Below are 26,247 nucleotides of genomic sequence, written 5' to 3'. Positions count from 1 at the left end.
TCTTCACCTCTCTTTGCGAAGCTCATCCAGCAACCGGATGACATGGCTCTTCATGCTGACGGCAGCATCTTGTGCACCGATGCAGGACGGGCATCCGTCCAGGCAAGGGCATTCCGAGACATGCTGCTGCGCTTTATCGAGCAATGGCCGCCACAAATCGTAGATCCGCTCGCTGATACCGATGCCCCCCGGATAGGAGTCGTGGATGAAAAAGGATGGCATATCATTGTGCGGCGATTTCACCTGCGGTACGACATGGACATCCCGCCGGTCGCATTGAACGAATATCGGGATGAACGACTCGATCGCATAGGCAGCTCCGGTCATGGTATCCGACAATTCCGCTTCCGAAAAATCTTCCGGCTTCGTGAAGCTCAGCCACGTCGACGACGTATGCAACTCTTCCGCCGGCAGTGAAATCGGTCCGGAACCGATATTGTCATGTGAATCAAAACGGATTTTTTTGAAAATCGTCGGCATCGCGAGTACCGCGATATCCCCGTAAAAAACTTCCGAGCCGTTCATCTTCTTGTCTTTGTCTTCACTCATCACTTTCAGTTCCACTGCCAGATTGGCATCCGTGAAATAATCGACGTCGACTTCCCTGACGTAAGCTTTCTTTTCTTCCCAGTCCAGGATCTCCACTTGAAATTGTGTGCCCTGATGCAGGTAAATCGCTTCTTCATGCAATAATGTCATGGCGCTGAAACGGTCCATTTCACCGATCACACGTGTGTCTGCAGGTATAGACTGGTCGATGATGACGACATTTTCCTGCGAAGCTGACCGCAGGGAGATGTCATGCGCCGGGAAACGATCGCTCATCCAATGCCAGCGATCCGATGTCCGGACGAGCACCCCTTCTTCCTGCAGGTACTCGAGCAGTTCCTGGACTTCGAACTCCCCGTATTGATCGTCAATGCGAAATGGCAATTCAAACGAAGCACATTTCAAATGGTCCATCAGGATGATGATGTTCTCCGGGTGGATGCGTGCTTCTTCCGGAGACTGGTCCAGCAAATATTCCGGATGGTTGATGATGTATTGATCAAGTGCTGTCGACTGGGCTACATAGATCACCAGCGATTCATCCTGCCGCCGTCCAGCCCGTCCTGCCTGCTGCCAGGCGCTGGCGATATTGCCGGGATAGCCCGTCATGATGCAGGCCTGAAGCTGTCCGATGTCGACGCCAAGCTCCAGTGCATTGGTGGATACCACGCATTGGATCGAACCGTCACGCAAGCCTTTTTCGATGGCTCGGCGCTCCGTTGGCAGATAGCCCCCCCGGTAGCCTTTGATCGAGTCGTCCTGCAGCTTCATTTTGGTGATGGCCTGAAGATACGTTACCAGCATCTCGACACGGACCCGGCTCTTGGCAAAGACGATGGTCTGAATGCCATTTTTGATCAAATGGGTGGCCAGGTCGCGGACTTCCAATATCGCGCTTCTGCGGACACCGAAAGTCGGATGGATAATCGGTGGATTGTAGAAGACGATATGTTTCTTGCCTGAAGGTGCCCCGTTTTGGTCAATCAGCTTGTGGGTGCTGTTGGTCAGGTTTTCCGCCAGCTCTTTTGGATTGGCGATGGTCGCGGATGTGCAGATAAAGACCGGATTGCTGCCGTAAAATTCACAGATCCTTTTGAGTCTGCGGATAACATGCGCCACATGTGTGCCGAATATGCCTTTGTACGTATGCAGTTCATCGATGACTATATAATGAAGGTTCTCGAAAAGAGAGACCCATTTTGTATGATGCGGCAGGATGGCGGAATGCAGCATGTCCGGATTGGTCATCACAATCTGTCCTGCTTTACGTACCTTGGTCCGAATCGCCGGTGACGTGTCTCCGTCATAGGTATAAGATAGAATCGACTCTTCGGTCTTCTCGATCAAGTCATGGAGATCACTTTTCTGGTCTTGCGCCAATGCTTTTGTCGGGAACAAGTACAGAGCCCGTGCACCCGGATCGTTTAGAATCTTGTGCAGGACCGGCAGATGATAGCAATAGGACTTTCCTGACGCTGTCGGTGTTACGGCGGTGAACGAATTACCGGAAGTCGCCAAATCGAACGCTTCACGCTGATGGGTATACAACTGCTCTATGCCTTTTTTGCGGAGAGCCGCTTTTAGGCTGTCGTGCATTTCCGGTGGAAAGTCAGCGTATTGGGCAGGTTTTTCTTGTCTGGTATGCCAATGCACGATCCGCTCCATCATATCCGGTTCTGTTTTCCATTCATCCATCAACTCAGGCAGGTTTTTTCGCTTAATCATTCTGAGCACTCTTTTCATCGATGGCCAAGATGAATGTCTGGAGCGTGTATTGGGCCGCCTGAATTGTCTGGATAAAGCGTTTCTTGCTTGTCTCCTTATAAAAACTCTGAACAAAAAATTGTGTCATGCCTTCCGCCGCTGTATCAATTGTCGGCTTGTGGACATACTTAGGGCGCTCTTGCTGGATATACAGCAATGATTCTTTTTGCCATTCATTTATTTTTCCATGCCAGTAATCGGCATATGGTTTAACATCCTCGTAAAAATCAGGAACCGCGTCTTTTTCGCGCATTTCATAAAAGCGGTCCAAGCATTTTCCGCATTCGTCGTATAATGCAGAAGAGAGTTCTCTAACTGTCATTTTGCAACCCCTCCATTGCCATTAGTTTATCATATTCACTAAAGCGACACGACTTTTATCGAACAGACATTCTTTCCTGTTGGAACGTGGGAAGAAATCCGCTATTATTAGAAGATATAAATAGGGTGGACTATAAAGTTGAACTTCAGAGTATCGAGTTGATTTGTTTAGCTGCCTTTGCCTCTCAGCGATCCTCTCCGCACGGCGATACCGGAAACAGCTTCAAGGGTATGTGAAAAAGAATCACGGAACAGCCATAGGCAACGGTCTCAACCTCAACTTAATCAGTTGAAACTTTTCATCATATCAGTCGTCTAAAAGCTTGTGATATGATAGAGTTAGCGAGGTGTATCACAATGGCAATCAATTACCCGAACGGGAAAAAATTCATTCCGTCAAAAGTTCAACCTGCCAAAGAAAAAACTGCCGCAAAAAAGAAGAAGGATTTCTCCTTCAGCAACCGCGGCAAGACATTAGAAGACGAATTGAATGAAACCAATGATTATTATCTTCAGCTGGGATTGGCCGTCATCCATAAAAAACCGGTGCCCCTTCAGATCGTCAGAGTGGAGTACCCTTCCAGAAGTGCAGCCGTCATCCGGGAAGCGTATTTCCAGGCTCCTTCCACGACAGATTACAACGGCGTGTGGAACGGCCGGTATATCGACTTTGAAGCAAAGGAAACGGAAAACAAGACATCCTTCCCATTGAAGAATATTCATGATCACCAGATTCATCACATGTCCCAGGTCGTCAAGCAGAATGGTACGGCGTTTATGATCATTCGATTCTCTTCCTGGCAGCGGTATTTCATCATGCCGTTTGGAGAACTCGAGGTTTTTTGGAACCGGATGATGACTGGCGGAAGAAAATCGGTTACTTTGCAGGAAATTGAAGAAACTTCATTTGAGATAACACCTGGAGCATTCCCACGCATCGATTATTTGCCTCTTTTGACTAAGCTTTAAGCACCATCATATATATGAAAGTGAGGAACCGATTTTGAGCGATAAACAAATTTCGCGTGAAGAGCGCCGCAAAGCAATCGAACGCCAAAAGAAGACCAATAACAAAAAGAAAAAGAAATCCCCTGCAGTGACATGGATGAAACGCATCCTGCTGGCAATTGTCGCCATCGGTATAGCCGTTTTCGTCTTCGGAGCCTCCCTGTTTGCGTACTATGCAAGCAGCGCGCCAGACCTTGATGAAGAATTATTGCGTGATCCGATCAGTCCGACTTTCTATGCAGCAGACGGTGAAACCGAAATCCCTTATATCACCGCCGAAAATCGGGAGTATGTCGATTATGAAAATATTCCCGAATCGATCGAAAATGCCATTTTAGCGACGGAAGATAATCGCTTCTATGAACACTCCGGAATCGATGTCATCCGCTTAGGTGGTGCTGTCATTGCAAACATCACCGGCGGCTTCGGCTCACAGGGAGCCAGCACCATCACCCAGCAGGTGATCAAGAATTCGTTTTTAACAAACGACAAGACCTTAAAACGAAAAGCACAGGAAGCTTACCTTGCATTTAAGCTGGAACGTGAATACGAAAAAGAGGAAATTTTCGAGATGTATTTCAATAAGATTCTGATGTCCGGAAATATCTATGGTTTCGGAACTGCTTCAGAATATTTTTACGGCAAGCCACTGAGTGAGCTGACTCTCGCTGAATCGGCTTTGCTTGCAGGTATGCCGCAAAGTCCCAATGGGTATAATCCGTTCACTAACCCTGAACGTGCAGAAGAACGGCGAAATGTCGTTTTGAGCCTGATGGAACAGCACGAGAAAATCAGTACGGAAGAAAAAGAACAGGCACAGGCAGCACCCGTTGCCGATTCATTGGTTCCTGAAGGCGAACGCCAGCCTCAGACGGCCAGCAGCGAACACACAGCGTTCATGGAGATGGTTGAAAATGAGCTTGAATCATTAGAAGGCGATTATTCGCTTGATGAAGGCTTGACGATCTACACAACGCTGGAGCCTTATGTCCAGACAAAAGTCAATGAAGCGATGGCTTCCGATTTGTTCTTCGATGAAAATGTCCAATCGGCCATTACTGTCGTCGATACGAAAACAGGCGGAATCAGCGCAGTTGGGGCCGCACGCGAATACACCGGCGATGTGCGTCATAATTATGCTACCGCAAAAAGCCGCCAGGTAGGATCGATCATTAAGCCCCTGCTGGATTATGGTCCGGCTATCGAATACCTTGGATGGTCAACCGGCCAGACGATTGTAGATGAGCCTTATTCTTACGATGATGGTGGCCAGGATGTCCGGAATGTAGATGGACAGTTCCTTGGAACAATGACGATCCGTGAAGCACTTTACCGCTCACGTAATATCCCAGCCATTAAAACCTTGAAGGAAGTCGGTTCTGAAAATGCCGGTGAATTCATGAAGAATGTTGGACTCGATATGGAAGGTATCTTTGAATCGACAGCCTTGGGATCCGCCGAGTTTTCAACTGTCGAAATGGCAGGTGCTTTTGCAGCCCTTGGAAACAAAGGCGAATTCATTGAACCGCATACGATCAAGAAAATTGTTTTCCGTGATGGTTCGACCGAACAAGTTGTCGAACCGGAACCAGTGCAGGCGATGAAAGACAGCACCGCATATATGGTCACGGATATCCTGAGAGATGTAGTGGATACGAATCTTGCAGGATCTACAGGCAAAGAAGCCGCCATCAACGGTCTTGATGTGGCTGGTAAAACTGGTACAACCAACTATTCGACTGATGAAATAACAGATCTTGGACTGGATAGCAGCTCCGCACCGGATATTTGGTTTGCGGGTTACACAACAGATTATTCCATTTCTGTCTGGAGTGGCTATCCTAGCCGGAAGACACCGATGGATACAGCATCAGATGAACGGCTGTTATCTCAACGATTGTTCAAAAGTGTAATGTCAGAGATTTCTTCTCCAGAGACAGCCCGTTTTGAACAGCCAGAATCAGTAACTGAGCAAGTGGTAGAAGTAGGCTCTGATCCATTAAAATTGGCCAGTGCTTTTACACCCTACAGCATGCGCAGCTCTGAATTATTCGCCCGCGGCACAGAACCGAATTCAGTTTCGCAACGCTATATCGTTGAAGACCTGGATGCTCCAAGCGGGTTGCGTGCAAATGTGGAAGGTGATGCAGCGCAGTTATCCTGGAATCACGGCGACGACGATGTATCCTTTGAAGTATCGGTCGAGGTTGATGGATCACGTACCGTACTCAACACTTCATCAAGCCAGTCCTATACCTTCAATGGCCTAGAAGAAGGTAAAAGCTATACCTTCCGTGTTGTGGCTGTCAACAGCACCCAACGAAGCGATCCTGCTTCGACTGTTGTAGAAATTGCTGCTGCTCCTGAAGAACCGGAAGAAGAGCCAGTTGAAGAAGAACCGGCTGAAGAAGAGCCAGTTGAAGAAGAGCCGGTCGAAGAAGAACCGGTTGAAGAAGAACCGGCTGAAGAAGAACCAGCCGAAGAAGAACCCGTAGAAGAAGAGCCAGCCGAAGATGAGCCAATTGATGTACCGGAAGACCCGACTGAAGAAGAGGAAGGCGAAACGCCTTCTGTTAACAGCAGCGGGAACAATAATGCTGATAATGGCAATGGTAACGGGAATGGAAATGGAAATGGCAATGAAAACGGGAATGGCAATAATGATTCCCAAGACGGCGAAGCCGACAGTGAAGAAAATAACTAACACAACGAAAAACCCCGAGTGCCTTGGCATTCGGGGTTTTTTTTGCTCTATTCTTTTAAACGGCTACGTTCGATCCGCTTTCTTGCAAGTGTCTTCTTCAATTCTGAAAACAGCTCGTCCATCTGGCGGTATGCAGCGTAAGTGCCCGGAGATGCCTGGATAAATGATAAACGTTCTGAGCCATTCAAGGGTTCGAATCTCTCATCCTGCAAAGCTTCACGGCAATGGGCCAACAAAGAATTATATACCTTAAGCCCGGCTTGCATGGCATCTTTTGCTCCCCTGTTTCGCTGGTGATGGAGATCGGCTAATTCTGTTGATAGCTGATTCCATTCCTGAAAAAAAGGTTCTAGCTGATCTTTAGTTAATTTCTGTGACGATTTCACGTTTAACAAGTCCTTTTTTCTCACGCTTCTGCCCTTCACGACAACGATCGAACAGCGGACAGATATGGCAGCCCGGATTCTGTGATTTACAGTGATAGCGGCCAAAAAAGATGATTTGGTGATGCGTTTTGGACCAGTCATCAGCGGGTGTTTTTTTCATGATCGTTTCTTCCACTTGAAGCGGATTGTCTTTCCAGCGGTTCAACCCCAGACGTTTGGCGACCCGTTCGACATGAGTGTCCACTGCCAAAGCGGGAATTCCAAAAGCCACTGAAACAACTACATTTGCCGTTTTGCGCCCCACTCCCGGCAACGTCATCAGAAGATCCCGATCAGCTGGTACGATGCTGCCGTATTCATCGATCAACATCCGGCTCAGCGCCTGGATGTTCTTAGCCTTATTGCGGAACAGGCCGATGGAGCGGATATCCTGCTGCAGCTCTTCCAAGGATACCGATACATAATCCTCAGGTGTATGGTATTTTTGGAATAAGTCAGCCGTTACCCGGTTCACCAGCTTGTCCGTGCATTGAGCGGACAAGAGCGTCGCAATCAGCAAATCAAACGGATTGCGGTGGACCAATTCACAATGGGCATCCGGGAACATCCGGTCCATCTCATCAAGACAAGCAAGCCATTCTTTTTTGGACATCATCTACTTCACCTTCTAATTGCGGTCTTCCAGCCAATTATAAAACTGAACTTTTTTCGCAACGTTCTCTGTCGGCTGAATCCGTATATTTTTCTCTCTGAAAGAGCTCGCGTGTTTAGTAACCTGTGTAGAGGTTTTAATGTTCTTCTTTTTCCATTCGAATAGAATCCGGTCTACATAACGGAGACTGATTTTTTGGGAAATGACCGCTTCTTTCAATGCCATCCGGATCACTTCCGGCGTATGGCCATCCTGGTCCATCCACATCGAAATGGTTTCGATTTCCATCGGAGACAGGAAACGCCCGAACTCCTGCTCGAACAATTGGAAGATCTCCCCTTCCAGTTCTTTTTGGGTGTTTTCTTTCACTTCATGCTGTTCTTTGTAAATACAGTCCAGCACTCGATCCCATAAAGGCTGCAAAGAAATGATTTCTGTCAATACATCGTTTTCAGTCGTTTGTTCAATTGCCAAATATCCTTGCTGCATTAATTTCTGCAGCATCGTCGTTACGCTTTTTTGCGAAGTCATCATGCGTGCACCGATTTCATCAGGCGTCGGAAACTGGTTCCCGGTTTGTTGAAATGCCTGTATATGCATGAGCAGCATGGCTTCTTCGTCTGTGATCTTCAGTTCTTTATAAAACTGAAAAAAAAGCTGGGAAATGTTAACATTCCCCTGCTCAATCCACGTTTGCAGCCGATTAGGTTGTTTCATATCCCAACCACCTTTCCATTCATTATTTTTTTATGGGTATAAGCGGTTCAATAGTCGTGGGAACGGAATTGATTCTCTGACATGCTCCACGCCGCTGATCCAAGCCACTGTGCGTTCAAGGCCCAAGCCGAACCCTGAATGTGGAACAGCTCCGAATTTGCTTAGATCCAAATACCAGGCATAAGCTTCTTCATCCAACCCGTGTTCTTGGATGCGTTGCTTCATCAACTCATAATCATGGATCCGTTCAGATCCGCCGATGATTTCCCCGTAGCCTTCCGGTGCAATCATATCTGCACATAATACGACATCATCGCGTTCTGGATGCGGCTGCATATAGAACGGCTTGATGCCGATCGGATAATTGGTGATGAAAATCGGCATATCATAGCTTTCCGCCAGGGCCGTTTCATGCGGCGCGCCAAAGTCTTCGCCCCATTTGATGTCATCAAAGCCGTTTTCATTCAGCCATTTGATGGCATCATCATAGGATACGCGCGGGAATGGTGCTTTTATTTTTTCAAGTTTCGATACGTCTCTTTCCAGACGTTCCAATTCCAATTTGCAGTTGTTCAAAACAGACTGGACGATATGGGAAACATATTGCTCCTGTACTTCCAGGCTTTCGGCATGTTCCATAAAGGCCATTTCAGGCTCAATCATCCAGAATTCGATCAAGTGGCGGCGTGTTTTGGATTTCTCGGCACGGAAAGTAGGTCCGAACGAGAATACTTTTCCAAGCGCCATTGCAGCAGCTTCCATATAAAGCTGGCCTGACTGCGACAAATACGCGTCTTCGTCAAAATATTTTGTTGCGAACAATTCAGATGTTCCTTCTGGAGATGAACCCGTCAAAATTGGGGGATCCACTTTCACAAAGCCATTTTCATTGAAAAATTCATAAGTCGCACGGATAATTTCGTTGCGGATTTTCATGATGGCATGCTGTCTGCGTGAACGCAGCCACAAATGGCGGTTGTCCATCAGGAATTCCGTTCCATGTTCTTTTGGCGTAATCGGGAAATCCTTCGCTTCGTGGATCACTTCGATGCCTGTTACTGCCAGCTCGTAGCCGAATGCAGACCGCTCATCTTCTTTTACTTCCCCAATTACATATAAGGACGTTTCCTGTGTCAAGGCTTTAGCAACCGCGAAAATTTCATCGCCCACTTCCGCCTTTACGACAACACCCTGTACGAATCCTGAACCGTCGCGCAGCTGCAGGAATGCAATTTTTCCGCTTGAACGCTTATTGGCGATCCAAGCTCCTAGTTTTACTGTTTGTCCATTATATTTAGCCATTTCGGCAATGGTGATTTTTTTCATCCAGCGATAGCCTCCAAAAAATAATGTGGTCTTAGTCTTTCCATTTAGATGTAACAAATTGATGGATCCGCTCTACAGCTTCCGTCAACGTTTCAAGCGAGGTTGCATAGGATAGGCGGATCGTCGAATGCGCTCCAAATCCTGAACCTGGAATAACCGCAACGTTCGCTTCAGTCAATAGAGCTGTTACAAAATCGTCAACGGAAGCATATCCGGTTTTCGCGGCCGCTTCCGAAACATCCGGCAATAAGTAAAACGCGCCCTGAGGACGAATTACGTTGAAACCCGGAATGTCCTGCAGTTTCGGAAAAATAGCAGTCAAACGTCTTTCAAACGCCTGACGCATTTCTTCCACGGTGTCCTGTGATCCATTGTAGGCTTCAATTGCTGCATATTGAGAAGTAGTTGTCGGATTTGATGTGGAATGGCTCGCCAAATCAGTCATAGCTTTGATCAATGTAGCATCACCAGCTGCATAACCAATGCGCCATCCTGTCATCGAATGGGATTTTGAAACCCCATTGATCAAAATCGTGCGGTTTTTTGCATCTTCCGAAAGAGTTGCGATGGAAGTGTGCTCAACATCCCCATAGATTAGTTTTTCATAGATTTCATCCGAAACGATCAGGATATCAAATTCCCGGCAAACTTCGGCCAATGCTTCCAATTCCTCTTTGGAATAGATCATGCCAGTCGGATTGCTCGGTGTATTGAGGATGACAGCTTTCGTCCGGTCAGTCACAGCTTCTCTCAATTGCTGCGGAGAGATCTTGTATTCCTGGCTGGCTGTCGCTTCTATGTATACCGGAACGCCCTGTGCCAATTTCACTTGCTCCGGATAGCTGACCCAATAAGGAATCGGAATGATCACTTCATCGCCTTCATTCAGCAATACCTGGAATAAAGTGTAAAGGACATGTTTTGCCCCGATGCCGACCATGACTTCTTTCGGTTGGTAGCTCAATTGCTGGTCCCGCTGCAACTTATTGATGATGGCTTCTTTCAAAGCGGGCAGTCCGCCTGCTGGCGTGTATTTCGTCTTGCCGTCTTTCATCGACTGATAAGCGGCTTCCAGAATATTTGCCGGAGTATTGTAATCCGGTTCCCCGGCTCCCAAACCGATGACATCGACTCCTTGAGCTTTCAATTCATTTGCTTTTGCAGTGATTGCCAAAGTTGTTGAGGGTGTTAGAGTTTGTACACGATTCGCTAAGTTGATCAAATTTTTTCCGCCCTTTCACAAATTCAATATGCGTTTCCACCAAGTTCCATCATCAGCTGTTAAATAGACGTAATTTAAGCTGTCCTCTTCATTCAAAAAAGCAATTTCCCATACCGGCCCATCGCTTTCCATACCGAGTTTGGTATGCAGGATTTTCTTGACATCCATCTCTGCAAGGGCAAGTTCACGTGCCTGTTGAGCAGTGATTTTGTCATCCAATAGCGTCGTCTGGATCTTGCCTTCACCTTCCGGCACAAAAACAGCGGTCAATTCACCTTTGCTGTTTGTTCCAAGCACGGTTACGGAAGCAGAAGAATTGGTATAGACATACGCCCGTTCCACCTCTTCGATCAACTGCTCGCTTTTTGCACGGTCAATTGCCTGTCCTTCCGTTTCCGAATAAGGCTTATTGCCAAGAAACAATACCAGGATGATGATGGCTACTGCCAAAAAAGATAAAAAACCAAGTATGAATGTGATCCATTGTCTCATTTCATCACCTATGTTTTATAAATTGTAAAAATCGCTTTTTCAGAATCTTCCTTATCGAGCGCCAGCCCGAACATTAAATTTTTGTCTTTCAAGGTGCGGTTCAAGGCGTCCACCACTTTATATAAATCTGATTGATACGTAAGTTCCACTGTGGAGATCACTTCAATTTTCGATTCCATATATGTGCCCTTCCTTTCGTTAGTTCATTGCTTATTATACCAAGCTTCAATATCCGTTACCATCTTTTCTAAAGACACTTTGGATACTTTGACTTTCGGCAAAGCACTTATAAATTCATGCCCATACGATTTCGTCTCGATTCTGCGGTCCAGCACGATGAACAGTCCCTTATCGTTTTTCGAACGAATCAGCCTGCCGAATCCCTGCCTTAGCCTGAGCACTGCTTCCGGTAATGCATAATGCAGAAATGGATTGATGCCTTCGCGTGTGATGATTTCAGAGCGCGCCTTGAAGATCGGCTCATCCGGTGAAGTGAACGGCAAACGCACCACCACTACGGCACGAAGCGCATCCCCCGGCACATCGACGCCTTCCCAGAAACTATTGGTGCCAAACAGCACGGATTTCTGGAAACGCTGGAATGATTTCAATAATTTCATGCGGCTGCCCGATGAAATGCCTTGCGCAAACAGCATGTAATCATCGAGCAAACCTGTATCCTGAATCAAATCAACGGTTTTTCGGAGCATATCCTGTGACGTAAACAGCACAAAACAGCGGCCTTCCGTTACAATCACCGTCTGTATCACCGCGTCCGCCACCGATTCGATGTACTCATGCTGGGAGACCTGCTGGATGTCCGGCATGTCTTCCACAATGTAGACATGCGCCCCTTGATAAAAATCCTTCGGCGGCTCAAACTTCAGGATGGGTACATACTGCGGAATGCCGATCTGATTGACGATAAAACGCTCATTGGCAGGAACAGTCATGGTGCCGGAGAGCCAGATAACCGCTTTGTCTTCTCGAGCAGACGCCACTACCTTGTCCACCAGGGATGCTACGGCAAAAGGCCGTTTGTATAGACACAAACTGGTCGGCAGACTTCTGAGGTCTCCTTCGATCCAGCTGACTTCATCAGTAAGAGGAAAAACGAAAATTTCGCTGAATTCAACTGCCTTGACCATCATTTCTTCCGTCCAATAGCGCCAATCCGCTATCATCAGCTGATCCTGAATGGTTTTTTCCGTCAATCGCTCAGCTTTCTGCAGAATGAGCTGCGACAAATCGATCCATTCGTTCAAATAACGCAGCATTTCCAGAAACCGGCTGTCTTCGAGTGGCAGTTCACGCAAGAGCGACGCATTCTTCTTATGGCGGCTGGATGCAAACTTCGATGCAAACTCCACTGCCATAAGGCTTGAAACATCATCGAACAGCGCTGTGAACTTCTGGAACAGCGATTCGAGCTTGAGCAATTCGGGAACAGCCGAAAAACCGGTCCGATCAGCTGTCTCAAAAAGCGCTGCAAATAACTGCCGATCGTCCAGAGTTCCAATCTGGCCGAAAATATATTTCCATTGCGTATAGACGAAAGTTTTCTCATGCTGGGAAACGGCTGCCTGTACAACCTGGTGCGCTTCGTCCCAAATGTAGGCATCGACATTTGCGAGAATCGACTTCTTGCTCAAATGCTGATTCAGCAGAAAAGCATGATTCGTGACGATGATATGGGCATGCTGTGCCTGTTTCAGCGCGAACTCATAGAAATCGGCTCTTTTTTCCTGTTTCGACAGTTTTCGTATATGGGAACGGCGAATCTTATCCAGCACAAACTGGCCGCCGCTCGATGAATTAATTTCATTTAAGTCTCCGGTTTCTGTGGACGTCAGCCAAACCAGCACTTGCATGATCGTGAAGGTTTCGTCATAGGATTCATCATCGCCTTGCAGCAATTCCACAAAGCGGGCAAGGTCGATATAATGCGACAGGCCTTTGATCAACGAAATCCGCACAGGGGAACCGATAAAGGCCTCGACCATCCGTCCTTCCTTCAGCACCAGCTGGTCCTGCAAATGCGTCGTATAGGTGCTGATCAAAACCTGTTTGCCGGTTTTAAGGGAATAATTGACCGCCGGAAGCAAATAGGCAATTGTCTTGCCCATGCCTGTCGAGGCTTCGATGACCAGCTCTTTTTTATGTGCCAGAGCATCCTCGATCGATGCCATCATATTGTATTGGCTCGGCCGCTTTTCGAAATTTGGAAAAACGGTTTCAAGTCCCTGACGCCAATCCCGAGGAAGTGATTCCTGCATATCCGCATTTGCCGCAAATGAGGTTCTCGGCTTTAAAGGGATTCCCTGGAACCGGTCGAAACGATCAGCCTGCGCATTTCTTTTTTTCTGTGTCAGCTCAAAGAACAGGCGGGACAGATCCGATTTCAACTGGAAAGACCGCTTATGCAGAAAGGCCAATGTATCGTAAGGCAATGATTCCAAGTCATTTTTGGCGCGCAAAAACAACAGGGCCGTAGCCATGGCATCATCGTCCGCACGATGGGCGCTTTCCAACGGAATTCCCAGCTCCGATGTGATGTCCTGCAATTTAAAGCTGAATGCTGTCGGGTACATCAGCCGTACCAATTCGACCGTGTCCATCGTGATGCCTTGCCAGTTCGGCAAACCGCTGCGTTTTAGCTCTGCCTGCAGGAAAGGCAAGTCGAAATTTGTATTATGTGCAACAAAAATAGCATCTTGCATCTTTTCGTACACAGTTTCTGCGTAATATTCAAAAGCATGGGCATCTGCCACATCTGCGTCTGCAATATTCGTCAGATCCTGGATAAACAATGGGATGGTTCGTCCCGGATTGATGAATTTCGTATATGTATCGGTAATTACCTCATTTTCTATCGTTACCATTGCCAGTTGAATAATCCGGTCACCTTTTGCAGGGGAATGGCCCGTTGTTTCAATATCGACAACGACATACTTTTGCGTGTTCATCTTAGCCCCTCTTTCTTAGGTGATTGCCTAGAAAAATTGTAACATATCCTGCAGTTTTCCGCTTTCAAGATGAAAATTCAAAATTCTTTCCTGCCTTGCATACCTTGCATACAAAAGAAAAACAGCCTCCGAAAATTTTCGGGGCTGCATGGTTTACATGATTGTCGCTTCGGGTTCGTAATGGATGATTTCCTTGACTTGGTTATCGGCATCCATGATGGCGACTGTCGGTTTATGATCGCGTGCATTTTCGTTCATAACATACGCATACGACAGGATGATGACGATATCTCCGCGCTGCACAAGACGCGCTGCCGCTCCATTTACGCAAATGACACCGCTGCCGCGTTCTCCGGCAATGATATAGGTTTCGAAACGTGCACCGTTATTGTTGTTGACGATATGGACTTTTTCGTTTGCCAGCATACCGACAGCATCCAGCAAGTCCTGATCAATGGTAATACTTCCCACATAATTTAAATCGGCTTCTGTCACCGTCGCACGGTGGATTTTTGAATTGAGCATCATTCTAAGCATAGATCAGTTCTCCTTTGGGTTGAAAATGATATTATCAATCAATCGCGCTTTCTCAAATTGGACAGCCAGTGCCAGAATCGCATCGTTTTGGATGTCTGCCGTCAATGTCGGGTAATCGAGCAATTCGATGTAATCGATCTTTCCGGAAGTATATTCAGTCAAGTAGGCAGTCATGGGTTCAATCGGATCCTGTCCCTGCAGAAATAAGTTCTTGCCCATTTCCAATGCTTTTTTCAAGTGAGGTGCTTCGTTTCGTTCTGCATCACTCAAATAAACATTGCGGGAGCTTTTCGCCAGTCCGTCTTCTTCCCGGACCGTCTGGCCTCTCCGAATCGCCATCGGAAAATCAAAATCCTTCACCAGCGATTCAATGATCGCCAATTGCTGCGCATCCTTCTGGCCAAAGTACGCCAAGTCCGCTTCCGTTAAATGAAACAGCTTCGTGACCACTTTCAGTACGCCGTCAAAATGTCCGGGTCTTTTTGCTCCACAAAGTACTTCCGCCTGTGTACCGGCTGTAATGTTGATTTGGCTTTCGCGCGGATACATTTCATTCACGCTTGGCGCAAAAATGGCGTCGGTTCCCGCGCCTTCTGCCAGCTGCTGGTCGCGCTCCAGATTTCTCGGGTAGCGGTCGAAATCCTCGTTTGGTCCGAACTGAGCCGGGTTCACGAAAATACTCATCACCACTTTATCATTTTCGTCTTTGGCTTTTTTCACTAGGGACAGATGCCCTTCATGCAAAAAGCCCATAGTCGGGACAAGCCCAATCGTATTGCCTGCTCTTTTGGTTTCCCGAACCCAGTTTTTGAGCTCATCCACCGTCTGTAAAATCAACAATTTTTTCTCTCCTCTCGAGAAGAAAACCATATAAAAAGCCCTTCCGCCGAAAAAAAGACAGAAGGACAGTAAATGTGCGTTTGGTTTCCTCCGTCCCTGTCGTGTAAGTGATCAAGGCAGAACTATTTACGATGAATTTTGGGTGTAGTGCGGTTGTTCGGTGCAGTTCGCAAGCGATACTGCCCGTTAAAAATACTATACCAGAAATCCAGAAAAAAACATATTCCATGCTTGGTGGAATATGTGAATCTTAGGTTGAAGAAAGCGTTCCAGCCGGACGACCCACATCCTGCGGGCCCGAAAGCGGAGCTGGTTTGCTGAATAGCTCATCACCGTAATTTAGAATGAATCCAGCACCTTTAATCGGCCATTTCGATATCCGCTGAATAGATGCCGTGAAGTTTGCCGTCCGCTGTCCGCAACTGGAGGACACCGTCATCGGTGATGCCTTCTGCGATGCCTTCGAGCGTCTGGTTGGTCATCCGCGCGCGAACCGGGTGGCCGATGGTGGTCGAGTAGCTTTCCCACATGACTTTCAGCATCCCGAAGCCTTCTTCAATATACATCTGCGTATAGATTTCCAGATAATATAATAGGGACTGGACCAATTTTTGGCGGCTGACGAACTCTCCGTTTTCCATCTTCAGAGAAGTGGCGATATCCTGCACTTCTGGGTCAAAATCCTCTTTTTCCTGATTGATGTTCAATCCGATGCCGATGATCAATGCCTGAATGCCATCCACATCCGATTGAAGTTCAGTCAGGATACCTGTGCATTTTTTACCGTTCATCAAAATGTCATTCGGCCATTTGATTTTCGGCTGCAGCTTGGTCACTTCTTCGATGGCTCTGACTACTGCAACTGCAGTGACAAGTGTAAATTGAGGGGCTTTTTGGGGTACTACATCCGGACGCAGGATAATGCTCATCCAGACACCTTTCCCTGCTGCTGAATCCCATTTGCGGGCCAACCTTCCCCGACCGGCTGTTTGGGCTTCCGTAAGTACCACCGTGCCGTCTGGCGCGCCTTCTTGCGCCAGCTGATGGGCGATGATTTGAGTGGACGGACAGCTTTCGATGTATTCAATTTTTTGGCCGATCTGTTTGGTCTTCAATCCCGGGTGAATGGCAAGCGGTTCCAGTGTATCCGGCATAGAAAGGATGCGGTAGCCCTTTTTCTTAACCGATTCAATCATATAGCCCTTTTCTTCAAGGTCTTTGATGTGTTTCCAGATTGCTGTTCTGGAAATGCCGAACTCGTCTGCCAGTTGCTGCCCCGACACGGCTTCACCGTTCGACTCGATCAATCGCTTCGCTAATTTATGCGTGACGGTTATATTCATTTACAAACCAGTCCTTTATGAGTTCTTTGTCATTCTTTAATTCTCCATAAACAACGAGCTTTTCCAGTTTTTCAATCCATTCCTTCAGCCAGGGGCCTGATTTGCTTCCGCTCCACTCCATCAGCTCCCTGCCGCTCGCTGCGAGATCGGATTTTGTTTGGATGGGCAATTGCTCTTTAGCTTCTGTAGGATCTAGCCTTTTTCCGGTTATCCGCGCAGCCATCTCCAATTGCTCGGTTGAATACTGATAAAATGTCCATTGATCCCAAAATTCCAAACGGGCCACTTCCAGGCTTTTTTGAATGAGCCGTTTGTCATCATTCGAGAAGCGATAATCCCGTATTTCTGTAAATGAATGATTGCTTTTATGCAAGAGATAAATCCAGCCAAAAACCGCTTTGCCATTGGTTTGGTAAAGGCTCCAATCCACTTTGAACAGATTGCCGGCGGGCAGGTAATCCGTCAGCCGTGTATCCGAAAGATAAGCCATACTTTTTTCGGTGAACGAATTGACGAGAATTTTATCGATTTCCGATTTCAGACGCTCGACGGCAATCTCTTTGATCAATTCAGCATGGCGCTGGATGGAATCCAACGTCTCCTTGTCGATAACAAAATCCAGTTGTCCTGAAAAACGCACCGCTCTCAGCATACGCAGGGCATCTTCCTGAAAACGTGCATCCGGATCGCCTACTGCCCGGATAAGCCGGTTGTCGAGATCATCTCTTCCACCAAATGGATCAATGACGTCGAGGTTTTCCGTCATCGCCATTGCATTGATGGTGAAATCACGGCGTTTCAAATCTTCATCAAGGGATTGGACAAATTCAACTGAATCCGGTCTGCGGTTATCGGAATAATCGCCTTCGGTCCGGAATGTCGTCACTTCGATGCCTTCTCCCTCGATCAGCACCAGCACAGTGCCGTGCTCGATTCCCGTATCGACTGTCCGTTTGAAGAGCGATTTCACCTCTTGTGGTGAAGCCGAGGAAGCAACATCAATATCGTGGGGCGTTTTTCCGAGCAGAAAATCCCGGACGGCCCCACCGACCATATAGGCGTCGAATCCGGCTTTTTGTAAAACGCCAATGACTTTGATCGCCGTCTTCATTGTTCTTCATCCTTTGGCAGCAATTGTTCATATAAAGCTTCGTATTGCTCCAGAATTTTGGAGGAATGGAAACGCTCGGATACCGTTTTAAGAGCACCTTGCCGTAGTTTCTCCAGTTGCGATTCATCACTCAACATCCGGACTGCATAATCAGCTGCTTTCTGCGTATCTCCCAATTCGACAAGGTAGCCGTTTATGCCTGGCTCGATAATCTCGGGCATGCCGCCGATATTGGAGCCAATCACCGGCACACCGCACGCCATAGCTTCCAGCAGAACCAGACCGAATGCTTCTTTTTCAGAAAGCAGGAGTTTGATGTCGCTGATATTATAGAATTCGGCGAGGCCTTCCCGTTTCCCAAGAAACAATACATCATCATCCAGTCCGAGTTCACGCACCTGCTGGATGATCCTACCCATTTCAGGTCCATCTCCTACTAACAGGAGTTTGCAGGCCAACTGACGGCGAACCTGTGAAAAGGTCTCGACAACATCTTGTACGCGCTTGACATTGCGGAAGTTCGAAACATGGATCATCACTTTTTCATCTGCATCAATGCCCAATTCACTTTTTAGTTTCGAGGAATCCTGAGGAAAGTATTCCCTTTCATCAACGAAATTATAGACAGTTTCGATTGTTTTATCGGGGTTGATCAGATCATAGGTCTGATCCCTCAATGAATCTGAAACGGCCGTGACAATATCCGACTTTTCGATGCCGTAACGGATCGATTCTTTCAATGAAGAATCAGAACCCAATACAGTGATGTCCGTCCCGTGCAGAGTCGTCACAATCCCGATATTGGAGCCAGCCATATCCCGTCCGAGAATGGCACAAACCGCATGGGGAATCGCATAATGGACATGCATCAAGTCCAGCTCCTCATTCTTGATCACTTCTGCAATTTTTGTCGCCAATGCGATATCATACGGCGCATATTGGAAGACCGAATAGGTATTCACTTCCACTTGATGGCTATAGATATTTGCATATGTTTTATTCAGGCGGAAAGGGGTGCTGGAGGTGATGAAATGCACTTCATGCCCTTTTTCCGCCAGCATTTTTCCCAATTCCGTGGCAATGACACCCGATCCCCCAACTGTCGGGTAGCAGGTGATGCCGATTTTCATTTTTCGCACAATATTCTCTCCTATCCTCTTCGTTCTCCTAGCAGGCGCCAGTCGACAAACCCTTCCTCCAACCCCTTCAGAAGCACTTCAGCGGTCCCCATATTGGTTGCCAACGGAATACCGTAGACATCACATAGACGGATCAATGCAGTCACGTCCGGCTCATGCGGTTGGGCAGTCAAAGGATCTCGGAAGAAGATGACCATATCCATTTCATTCTGGGCAATCATCGCCCCTATCTGCTGATCTCCTCCAAGAGGGCCGGATTGGAAACGGATGACGGGCAGACCGGTTCCGTCAATTACCCGTTGTCCAGTTGTACCGGTAGCGTAAAGCGTATGCTGAGCGAGTATCGGCTGATACGCGGTAACAAATTGGATTAAGTCGTCTTTTTTGCGATCATGGGCTATTAAAGCGATTTTCATATTTTTTCCCCCTTAAACGATTATGTGTTCCAAGCCATAAATCAGTTCTTCTTTTTCCATAACCGTTTTAATGGATAACACGACGCCTGACATAAACGATCCTCGATTAAACGAATCGTGGCGAAGCGTCAACAGCTGTCCATCCCCTCCGAGTAGAACCTGTTGATGGGCGACTAATCCAGGCAATCGGACACTATGGATCCGCATACCATCATATTTGGCACCCCGTGCGCCGGCAATCGTCTCTTTTTCGCGGACATGCCCTTGCTCATGAATTGGACGTTCCTTCGAAATCAAGTGGGCCGTCTTCATCGCCGTTCCGGAAGGGGCATCCAGTTTTTGGTCATGATGCATTTCAATAATCTCGATATCCGGCAAGTACTTGGCTGCCTGCTCTGCAAACTTCATCATCAAAACCGCGCCAACCGCAAAGTTCGGGGCGATGATGCAGCCGATTTTCGAGTCTCTTGATAATGCCGTCAATTCCTCAAGCTGCTCATCTGAAAAGCCCGTCGTTCCAACAACCGGACGGATGTTCAATTCCAGAGCCTGTTTCGTATGCTCGTATACAAATTCAGGAGTGGTCAAATCGACCAGCACATCCGGTTCGGTTTCTGAGTAAAGCTCTTTAAGGTCTGTAAAGACCGGAACGGTATAAGAAGAAGGAAATAAATTCGTGTCTGCCAATGTCTTTCCGACATCTTTATAATCCAGAACAGATACCAGCTCCATTTCCGGATTGTCCATTACTGTATGTACGGCTTCTTTGCCCATTTTCCCTCTTGCTCCTGCAATTGCCACGCGAATCGTCATTTGTCTTCATCCTTTCTAGTCCAACGGTTTTTGTCTCGGCTGGCGAATTTCTCCATTACCCGGTCATGTGCTTGTGCCAGGTCGATGTCCATCGAGTTTGCCATACAAATCAAGACGAACAGAACATCTCCCATTTCCTCTTCGATGCTATTTACCTCTTCTGTACTCTTTTTCTTTTTCGGTCCGTATTCATGCATGACTTCTCTGGAAAGTTCACCTAACTCCTCTGTCATCCGAGCCATCATTTCCATCGGTTGAAAATAGCCTTCTTTATATTGTCCAATGTACTTGTCAACGTCCTGCTGCAGCTGTTTCATGGTTTTGTCTCCGTTCATTTCATCACACTCCTCAGTCAATCGTAAAGAAAACTGATGATGTTGTCAAAATACATTATTTATACGATAATACAGAAGTTGATTTGCACGAAAGGGGTTTATTTAAATTGAACGAATTAAAAATAAAAAACATCTTTTTCATCCTTCTCGGCGCCGCCATCTACAGTTTTGGGTTTGTCCACTTTAATATCCAAAACGAATTGGGGGAAGGCGGTTTTGCCGGAATTACATTGATTTTATATTTCATATTCAATTGGGACCCGGCATTGATGAACCTGCTTTTGAATATTCCTCTGTTTTTTATCGGCTGGAAGCTTCTCGGCAGAAAAGTTTTTCTGTATACCATTATCGGAACAGTAGCCGTTTCGGTGTTTCTGAAAATTTTCCTGATCTACGAAATCCAAATCAACTTGCAGGATGATTTATTCCTGGCGGCACTGTTTGCAGGTGTGTTTGTGGGAGTGGGGCTCGGAATTATTTTCCGTTTTGGCGGAACAACAGGCGGTGTTGATATTATCGCACGCCTGACGCAGAAATATATCGGCTGGAGCATGGGAAAAACAATGTTCCTATTTGATGCCGGCGTTATTATGCTGTCGTGGCTGACATTCCTTGACCATCGCTCCATGATGTACACATTGGTTGCGGTTTTTGTCGGTGCCCGCGTCATTGACTTTGTACAGGAGGGTGCCTACTCTGGACGTGGTGCATTGATCATCTCAAACTCACAGGAAGAGATCGCCACCCGGATTTCAGTAGAAATGGACCGGGGCATCACAATTCTGCGCGGCTATGGCCATTTCACCAAAGAAGAACGTGAAGTCCTGTACTGCGTCGTGGCCAGAAATGAAATTGTGCGGCTGAAGAACATCATCAACTCCGTCGATCCCCACGCTTTTGTATCCTTGATGGAAGTTCATGACGTGATGGGCGAAGGCTTTACCCTCGATGAAGAAAAGCAGCCGATCGGCTGATGGACATAGAAAAAACGGCCCATTTTTATGGGCCGTTTTTTTTATGAGCGGTTCATACTTGTATAGATTAAAATCAATCGGGCAAGTTCAAGAACTGCAACTGCAGTAGCTGCAACATAGGTCATCGCAGCGGCGCTCAACACTTTTTTCGCATGGCGTTCTTCGTCATTGCGGATGATATTATGCGACAATAACTGGTCCATCGCCCGGTTGGAGGCGTTGAATTCTACCGGCAAGGTCACTAATTGGAAAACCACACCTGCTGCCAATAGGATGATCCCGATCAATAGCGCTCCGCTCCAAGCGGAGAAGAAACCGATCATGATGAAGACCCATGACATATTCGATGAGATGTTAACGATCGGCACCATACGATGACGTAGGCGCAAGAACGAATAGTCTTCTGCATCCTGGATGGCATGTCCGACTTCGTGAGCCGCAACTGCAGTTCCAGCGACGGAAGCTTCATGATAATTATGGCTGCTGAGAGCAACAGTTTTCGTCAATGGATTATAATGGTCACTTAGCATACCGCGGCTTTCCACAACTTTAATATCCTGAAGATTATTGGCATCCAGAATCGTACGTGCCACCTGTGCTCCAGTATGGCCAGAAGTAGAACGGATTTTCGAGTATTTACCATATGTTCTTTTTAATTTAAATTGAGCCCAAATCGGGATGATCAGTAAAAGGATAAAATATAGGATATATCCACCCATGTGTAACCGACACCTCTTTCTTTCTGCTTGATACCCCTATTTTACTTGGGATAGTCAATATTGGTCAACTGAAACGGATTGTGATTTATTCAAATAAGCCACATAAAAGGCAAAGCCGACACAAGCTATTGATAACCAGAAAGTGAAGTAGCCGATTTGGCTGCTGTACTCACTCAAGGTACTGTAAATAGGCATTTGGCCAAAGACATAATCGATGACATCATTATGCAAGGTCCAAATGGCGGTCAACGCAACAGCGAACCAGCCAAAGCGATAATGTTCGATATACAGGACCGCTTGGAGGGCCATTGCAAAATGGGAAGCGACCAGCATCCAGCCGATCCAGCCGATTGAACCCGTTTCCCACAATGTCAGCAAGTTCATGACAACTGCCCATAAGCCATACTTGATCAATGTGACAAAGGCCAACGCTTCAAACAGTCTGCTCCGCTTGCCAACTATCCACAGCCCCAGCACTATCGTAAAGAACAGGCTCGCTGTCGGACTGTCAGGTACAAAAATCAGAAAAATTGGCTCAGTGATTTTCAGTTGCCAGCCATACCATATGTATCCGTATATCGTACCACCTAAATTAATGAAGAAAAGCAGGATCAAAAACGGTCGGTACATCAGCCAGGCAGATATCTTAATTGCAAAGGATAGCATCAATTTCTTCCTTTCAGGGTAGAAAAAAAGAGCCGGTTTCCCGGCTCTTTTTTTCTTTTTTATTATTCAGCTTCAAGGCCTGAAATAAATTCAGCCAGGACTTGCAGATCTTCATCTGTTCCGTCCCATGAAGGTGGCATCGTTTGTGCTCCGCCTTCTTCAATACCATTGACAGCGATGTCAGCGATTTCTTCAGGAGACAAGCCAGTTCCAACAAGTGTTGGCCCAACAGCCCCTTCCAGATTGTCGCCATGGCAACTGATGCACGCTGCTCCAGAATATATTTCATATCCTGGGTCAGCTGTATCAATTTCAACTTCCTCTGTAATCTGCCCTTGCGCTTCAGCAGCTTCCCAGTCATGGTTGGCTACTGACTCCCATGTAAGGAAGATGATAGAAGCGATACCAAGAAGCATGAAGCCTGTTGGCAATGGACGTTTAGAAGGACGTCTTTCCGGTCCGCGATCCAAGAATGGAGCCAGCATTAAAGCTCCAAAAGCAAGTCCTGGAACGATGATGGCACCAACCACGTTGAATGGTCCGGAAGCGAATTCGTATTTCAGTAATTGATATAAGAACAAGAAATACCAGTCTGGCAAAGGAATATAAGCTGTATCGGTCGGATCTGCCTGACCTTCAAGAGGCGACGGATGAGCGACGGTCAAAAGCAAATAACCGATCAAGAAGACTGCACCGATCATCCATTCTTTCAAAAGGAAGTTCGGCCAGAAAGCTTCTGTTTTACCAGGGTATTCGGAGTAATCTTTAGGAACATTCGGCTTACGGAATTCCATACTCGGAACACGCGAATCCCCTACAAATTTCATCCCTTTTCCGCGATGCATAGTGTTCCCTCCTTAATAAATCCTTGTTGCAGAATGAATTATAGCGGTCCTGAAATACCCTGTCTTCTGATCATGATAAAGTGAGCAGCTAGCAACCCAAGCAAAGCCGCAGGCAAGAAGAAGACGTGGATAGCGAAGAATCGTGTCAAAGTCTGTGCACCAAGGATTGTTGAATCCCCAGCCAATAGAATCTTGATTGATTGTCCGATAACCGGTACAGATGCTGCAATTTCAATCCCAACTTTTGTTGCAAATAGAGCTTTCATATCCCATGGAAGCAAGTAACCTGTGAAACTCAATCCAAGGATTACGCCAAATAGCATAACGCCCACGACCCAGTTCAACTCACGAGGTTTCTTATAAGAACCTGTAAAGAATACCCGCAGTGTATGAAGGAATATCATAACTACTACAAGAGAAGCTCCCCAGTGGTGCATCCCACGCACAATTTCTCCAAAAGCGACTTCGTTCTGAAGATAGTAAACCGACTGCCAAGCATTTTCAATATCTGGTACATAATACATGGTTAAGAACATACCGGATAAGATTTGAATTACTGTAATGAAAAATGTTAGTCCTCCAAAACAATATACAAATGCTGAAAAGTGGTGTGCGGGGTTTACGTGCTCAGGTACTTCATGGTCAGCAATATCACGCCAGATAGGCGTGATGTCTAATCGCTCATCAACCCAATCATATAACTTGTTTAGCACTGGTGTCGTACCCCCTAACTATTAAACTAGTGTGTTTTGTCTTACTGCACCGATCGCTACAAAGCCATCCTGTTCTTGTACTTCGTACTCATCCAGTGGCCCAAGCGGTGGTGTTCCTGCGATGTTCTGTCCGTTTTTCTCATAACGGCCTGCGTGGCATGGACAGAAGAATTGTGTCGGGTTTTCTGGATCTCCCGCCCAGTTCACTGTACATCCTAAATGTTTGCAGACAGGTGAAAGCGCGATTAACTTATCGCCTTCTTTATACACCCAAGCTGAATTCGTTACTTCAGATACGTACCATGCATCCGTTTGTTCGAAAGCAAAGTCGACACGTACTGGCTCTTCAGTAATATCAGCTGCAGCTTGATCAGTTAAAACGAAATCTCCGCCTTCATGTTGCTGAAGTATCGGGTCTACCGCGAAACGAACCATTGGCATCAACATTCCTGCTGCCATAAAACCGCCTACACCAGTTAAAGTGTAGCCTAAAAATTGACGTCGTGATACACGATTATTACTCATCCTTTTCCCCCCTCTAACATTCAAGGTCAGTCCAATGGACATACTCATTCAAATATAATTACTAGGACAACCTAATGATATATCAATCAAATCTTTAGGTCAATATCGCATTCAGCGTATTCACACAGTTTGTGAACATTTCATGAATGATGTGACCATTCTTTCGTAAATAGCGGCAATACCTGTCTCAACTGGTCTTCCATGACCGATTTCTTGAAGGATTGGTCCATATCTTCAATCGGAATCGCAGGCAGCCACAAAACATTTTTCAGGCTGTCGATCGTCCGCCAATCCGAATCCGTGGTCAGATAAAAGACGTGTTTGAACTTGGTATGCTGCATTTCTTCCGATAGCTCATCCGCAATTCGCTGCCGATTCGCTATTTTGGCATAAGAAACGGGCGGAAACAAAAGGATCCGCCCTTTAAATTGCTTTTCCAATAATGCCGTTAAGGTTTGCAGGTATTCAGAAGCGCCTGCACTGGACTTCATGCCTGCAGCACTTAAATCCAATTGCAAGAGCGGCACTACAGCCGTATCCACATAGTCTTGTTGGCTTAAATATTGATCCATTTCTTTTCCGATAAAATGCATAACACTTTTTCACTCTCCATCTTTTTTCAAGGTTTTGAATGCCTGCAACATCGCTGACAGTTCGAAGAAACGGTCACGATCATTGGCATCCAGTGCCTCATCAATTTGTTTGTGAATGGTTTCTTCCTGAAAAATCGACATACTCTCTTCGAGAATCTTCTCCGCTATCAGGCGATCCTGTTCATTGATCGAAGCGTTTTTAGGTACATACGGATTTTCTTCCAGCACGGATAAATACAGCGCTGGTGGAGGTATATTCGGGAAATTCAATTGAACGTACAAATCATCATCAGGATTCAACCGCAGATCATGAAACGACTTTTCCGCATCCGCTGTCATCAGATTCCCTTTATAGAAGCGAAACGGAATTTCTTTCGATTCAGTAGAGGACATGACCATTGCACGTGGACAATAATGCGCTTCTTCAACAAAATGGGTTTTTTCAAGCAGCTCTTCGTTGCTCAACATATAATTAAGAATCCAAATGCATTCACGTCTTTTCATCTTGTAAGATTGCAGAAACCAACGGACGAATTGCTTTTTTTCACCAATCGATACTGAAGCGGTCATG

At 46.6% G+C, this 26,247-nt stretch carries 28 protein-coding genes; 3 read left to right on the top strand and 25 right to left on the bottom strand.

The window, feature by feature from the left end; all coding sequences use genetic code 11:
- Nucleotides 1-3 precede the first annotated feature (3 nt).
- Nucleotides 4-2,274, bottom strand: a complete 2,271-nt coding sequence (locus ACRC6Q_RS07685; RefSeq protein WP_431466148.1) for a DEAD/DEAH box helicase — start codon at nt 2,272-2,274, stop codon at nt 4-6.
- Nucleotides 2,267-2,635, bottom strand: a complete 369-nt coding sequence (locus tag ACRC6Q_RS07680) for a YppE family protein (protein ID WP_223632742.1) — start codon at nt 2,633-2,635, stop codon at nt 2,267-2,269. The genes ACRC6Q_RS07685 and ACRC6Q_RS07680 overlap by 8 nt, the downstream gene beginning before the upstream one ends.
- A gap of 356 nt (nt 2,636-2,991) precedes the next feature.
- On the opposite strand from ACRC6Q_RS07680, the gene recU reads away from it, so the two are divergent.
- Nucleotides 2,992-3,603 (top strand): Holliday junction resolvase RecU, encoded by a 612-nt coding sequence (gene recU / locus ACRC6Q_RS07675; protein WP_223632745.1) that lies wholly within the window; start codon nt 2,992-2,994, stop codon nt 3,601-3,603.
- Nucleotides 3,604-3,637: 34 nt separating this feature from the next.
- Nucleotides 3,638-6,346, top strand: coding sequence for a penicillin-binding protein 1A (locus ACRC6Q_RS07670; RefSeq protein WP_223632748.1), 2,709 nt, complete (start codon nt 3,638-3,640; stop codon nt 6,344-6,346).
- A gap of 47 nt (nt 6,347-6,393) precedes the next feature.
- Here the strand turns inward: ACRC6Q_RS07670 and ACRC6Q_RS07665 are convergent, their stop codons facing one another.
- The 16 genes from ACRC6Q_RS07665 to ACRC6Q_RS07590 all read right to left on the bottom strand — a co-directional run bounded on the left by ACRC6Q_RS07665 (nt 6,394) and on the right by ACRC6Q_RS07590 (nt 20,641).
- Nucleotides 6,394-6,732: a YpoC family protein gene (locus tag ACRC6Q_RS07665; protein ID WP_431466326.1), complete on the bottom strand. Its 339-nt coding sequence runs from the start codon at nt 6,730-6,732 to the stop codon at nt 6,394-6,396.
- Complete coding sequence (nth, locus tag ACRC6Q_RS07660; protein ID WP_223632754.1) at nt 6,707-7,387, bottom strand: endonuclease III; 681 nt, start codon at nt 7,385-7,387, stop codon at nt 6,707-6,709. Before nth ends, ACRC6Q_RS07665 begins: the two co-directional genes overlap by 26 nt.
- Nucleotides 7,388-7,399: 12 nt before the next feature.
- A complete protein-coding gene (locus ACRC6Q_RS07655) occupies nt 7,400-8,101 on the bottom strand; it encodes a DnaD domain-containing protein (protein WP_223632756.1) in 702 nt (233 codons plus the stop codon).
- Between the two features lie 30 nt (nt 8,102-8,131).
- Nucleotides 8,132-9,427, bottom strand: a complete 1,296-nt coding sequence (asnS, locus tag ACRC6Q_RS07650; protein ID WP_223632759.1) for an asparagine--tRNA ligase — start codon at nt 9,425-9,427, stop codon at nt 8,132-8,134.
- Between the two features lie 31 nt (nt 9,428-9,458).
- Nucleotides 9,459-10,649: a pyridoxal phosphate-dependent aminotransferase gene (locus ACRC6Q_RS07645; RefSeq protein ID WP_263298520.1), complete on the bottom strand. Its 1,191-nt coding sequence runs from the start codon at nt 10,647-10,649 to the stop codon at nt 9,459-9,461.
- A gap of 15 nt (nt 10,650-10,664) precedes the next feature.
- A complete protein-coding gene (locus ACRC6Q_RS07640; RefSeq protein ID WP_431466147.1) occupies nt 10,665-11,141 on the bottom strand; it encodes a DUF5590 domain-containing protein in 477 nt (158 codons plus the stop codon).
- Between the two features lie 8 nt (nt 11,142-11,149).
- On the bottom strand, nt 11,150-11,320 hold the full coding sequence (locus tag ACRC6Q_RS07635; RefSeq protein WP_191714259.1) for a YpmA family protein: 171 nt from the start codon (nt 11,318-11,320) through the stop codon (nt 11,150-11,152).
- A gap of 24 nt (nt 11,321-11,344) precedes the next feature.
- A complete protein-coding gene (dinG, locus tag ACRC6Q_RS07630; RefSeq protein WP_431466146.1) occupies nt 11,345-14,107 on the bottom strand; it encodes an ATP-dependent DNA helicase DinG in 2,763 nt (920 codons plus the stop codon).
- 153 nt (nt 14,108-14,260) lie between these two features.
- Nucleotides 14,261-14,644 carry an aspartate 1-decarboxylase gene (gene panD / locus ACRC6Q_RS07625; RefSeq protein ID WP_223632766.1) on the bottom strand — a complete coding sequence of 128 codons (384 nt, stop codon included), beginning with the start codon at nt 14,642-14,644 and terminating at the stop codon, nt 14,261-14,263.
- Nucleotides 14,645-14,647: 3 nt separating this feature from the next.
- Nucleotides 14,648-15,484, bottom strand: a complete 837-nt coding sequence (gene panC, locus ACRC6Q_RS07620) for a pantoate--beta-alanine ligase (RefSeq protein WP_223632768.1) — start codon at nt 15,482-15,484, stop codon at nt 14,648-14,650.
- 359 nt (nt 15,485-15,843) lie between these two features.
- Nucleotides 15,844-16,827, bottom strand: coding sequence for a biotin--[acetyl-CoA-carboxylase] ligase (locus tag ACRC6Q_RS07615; protein WP_431466145.1), 984 nt, complete (start codon nt 16,825-16,827; stop codon nt 15,844-15,846).
- A complete protein-coding gene (locus ACRC6Q_RS07610; protein WP_431466144.1) occupies nt 16,805-17,938 on the bottom strand; it encodes a CCA tRNA nucleotidyltransferase in 1,134 nt (377 codons plus the stop codon). The genes ACRC6Q_RS07615 and ACRC6Q_RS07610 overlap by 23 nt, the downstream gene beginning before the upstream one ends.
- The gene (gene bshA / locus ACRC6Q_RS07605; protein WP_223632774.1) at nt 17,935-19,077 is read right to left on the bottom strand and encodes an N-acetyl-alpha-D-glucosaminyl L-malate synthase BshA; all 1,143 of its coding nucleotides are present in this window, start codon (nt 19,075-19,077) and stop codon (nt 17,935-17,937) included. Before bshA ends, ACRC6Q_RS07610 begins: the two co-directional genes overlap by 4 nt.
- A gap of 11 nt (nt 19,078-19,088) precedes the next feature.
- Nucleotides 19,089-19,493, bottom strand: a complete 405-nt coding sequence (gene mgsA, locus ACRC6Q_RS07600) for a methylglyoxal synthase (protein WP_223632776.1) — start codon at nt 19,491-19,493, stop codon at nt 19,089-19,091.
- 12 nt (nt 19,494-19,505) lie between these two features.
- Nucleotides 19,506-20,306, bottom strand: a complete 801-nt coding sequence (dapB, locus tag ACRC6Q_RS07595) for a 4-hydroxy-tetrahydrodipicolinate reductase (protein ID WP_223632779.1) — start codon at nt 20,304-20,306, stop codon at nt 19,506-19,508.
- Entirely contained in the window at nt 20,303-20,641 is a 339-nt protein-coding gene (locus ACRC6Q_RS07590; protein WP_223632783.1) for a nucleotide pyrophosphohydrolase, read from the bottom strand. The genes dapB and ACRC6Q_RS07590 overlap by 4 nt, the downstream gene beginning before the upstream one ends.
- A gap of 107 nt (nt 20,642-20,748) precedes the next feature.
- Between ACRC6Q_RS07590 and ACRC6Q_RS07585 the strand changes: the two genes are divergently transcribed.
- A complete protein-coding gene (locus tag ACRC6Q_RS07585) occupies nt 20,749-21,615 on the top strand; it encodes a YitT family protein (RefSeq protein WP_431466143.1) in 867 nt (288 codons plus the stop codon).
- A gap of 41 nt (nt 21,616-21,656) precedes the next feature.
- On the opposite strand, the gene ACRC6Q_RS07580 is transcribed toward ACRC6Q_RS07585, so the two are convergent.
- From ACRC6Q_RS07580 to ACRC6Q_RS07550, 7 genes are all read right to left on the bottom strand, one after another.
- Nucleotides 21,657-22,334, bottom strand: a complete 678-nt coding sequence (locus ACRC6Q_RS07580; protein ID WP_223632788.1) for a zinc metallopeptidase — start codon at nt 22,332-22,334, stop codon at nt 21,657-21,659.
- Between the two features lie 54 nt (nt 22,335-22,388).
- Nucleotides 22,389-23,000 (bottom strand): DUF1405 domain-containing protein, encoded by a 612-nt coding sequence (locus ACRC6Q_RS07575; protein ID WP_223632791.1) that lies wholly within the window; start codon nt 22,998-23,000, stop codon nt 22,389-22,391.
- Nucleotides 23,001-23,062: 62 nt separating this feature from the next.
- A complete protein-coding gene (locus tag ACRC6Q_RS07570; RefSeq protein ID WP_223632794.1) occupies nt 23,063-23,845 on the bottom strand; it encodes a menaquinol-cytochrome c reductase cytochrome b/c subunit in 783 nt (260 codons plus the stop codon).
- 38 nt (nt 23,846-23,883) lie between these two features.
- Entirely contained in the window at nt 23,884-24,558 is a 675-nt protein-coding gene (gene qcrB / locus ACRC6Q_RS07565) for a menaquinol-cytochrome c reductase cytochrome b subunit (protein ID WP_223632797.1), read from the bottom strand.
- A gap of 21 nt (nt 24,559-24,579) precedes the next feature.
- A complete protein-coding gene (locus tag ACRC6Q_RS07560) occupies nt 24,580-25,083 on the bottom strand; it encodes a ubiquinol-cytochrome c reductase iron-sulfur subunit (protein ID WP_223632800.1) in 504 nt (167 codons plus the stop codon).
- A 140-nt stretch (nt 25,084-25,223) separates the two neighbouring features.
- Entirely contained in the window at nt 25,224-25,676 is a 453-nt protein-coding gene (locus ACRC6Q_RS07555) for a DUF2487 family protein (RefSeq protein WP_223632802.1), read from the bottom strand.
- Between the two features lie 9 nt (nt 25,677-25,685).
- Nucleotides 25,686-26,246, bottom strand: a complete 561-nt coding sequence (locus ACRC6Q_RS07550; protein WP_223632805.1) for a ReoY family proteolytic degradation factor — start codon at nt 26,244-26,246, stop codon at nt 25,686-25,688.
- Nucleotide 26,247: the final 1 nt, after the last annotated feature.

It is taken from the genome of Planococcus sp. SE5232, assembly GCF_050686535.1.
GTDB lineage: Bacteria > Bacillota > Bacilli > Bacillales_A > Planococcaceae > Planococcus.
This window is presented reverse-complemented; position numbering and strand designations above follow the sequence as displayed.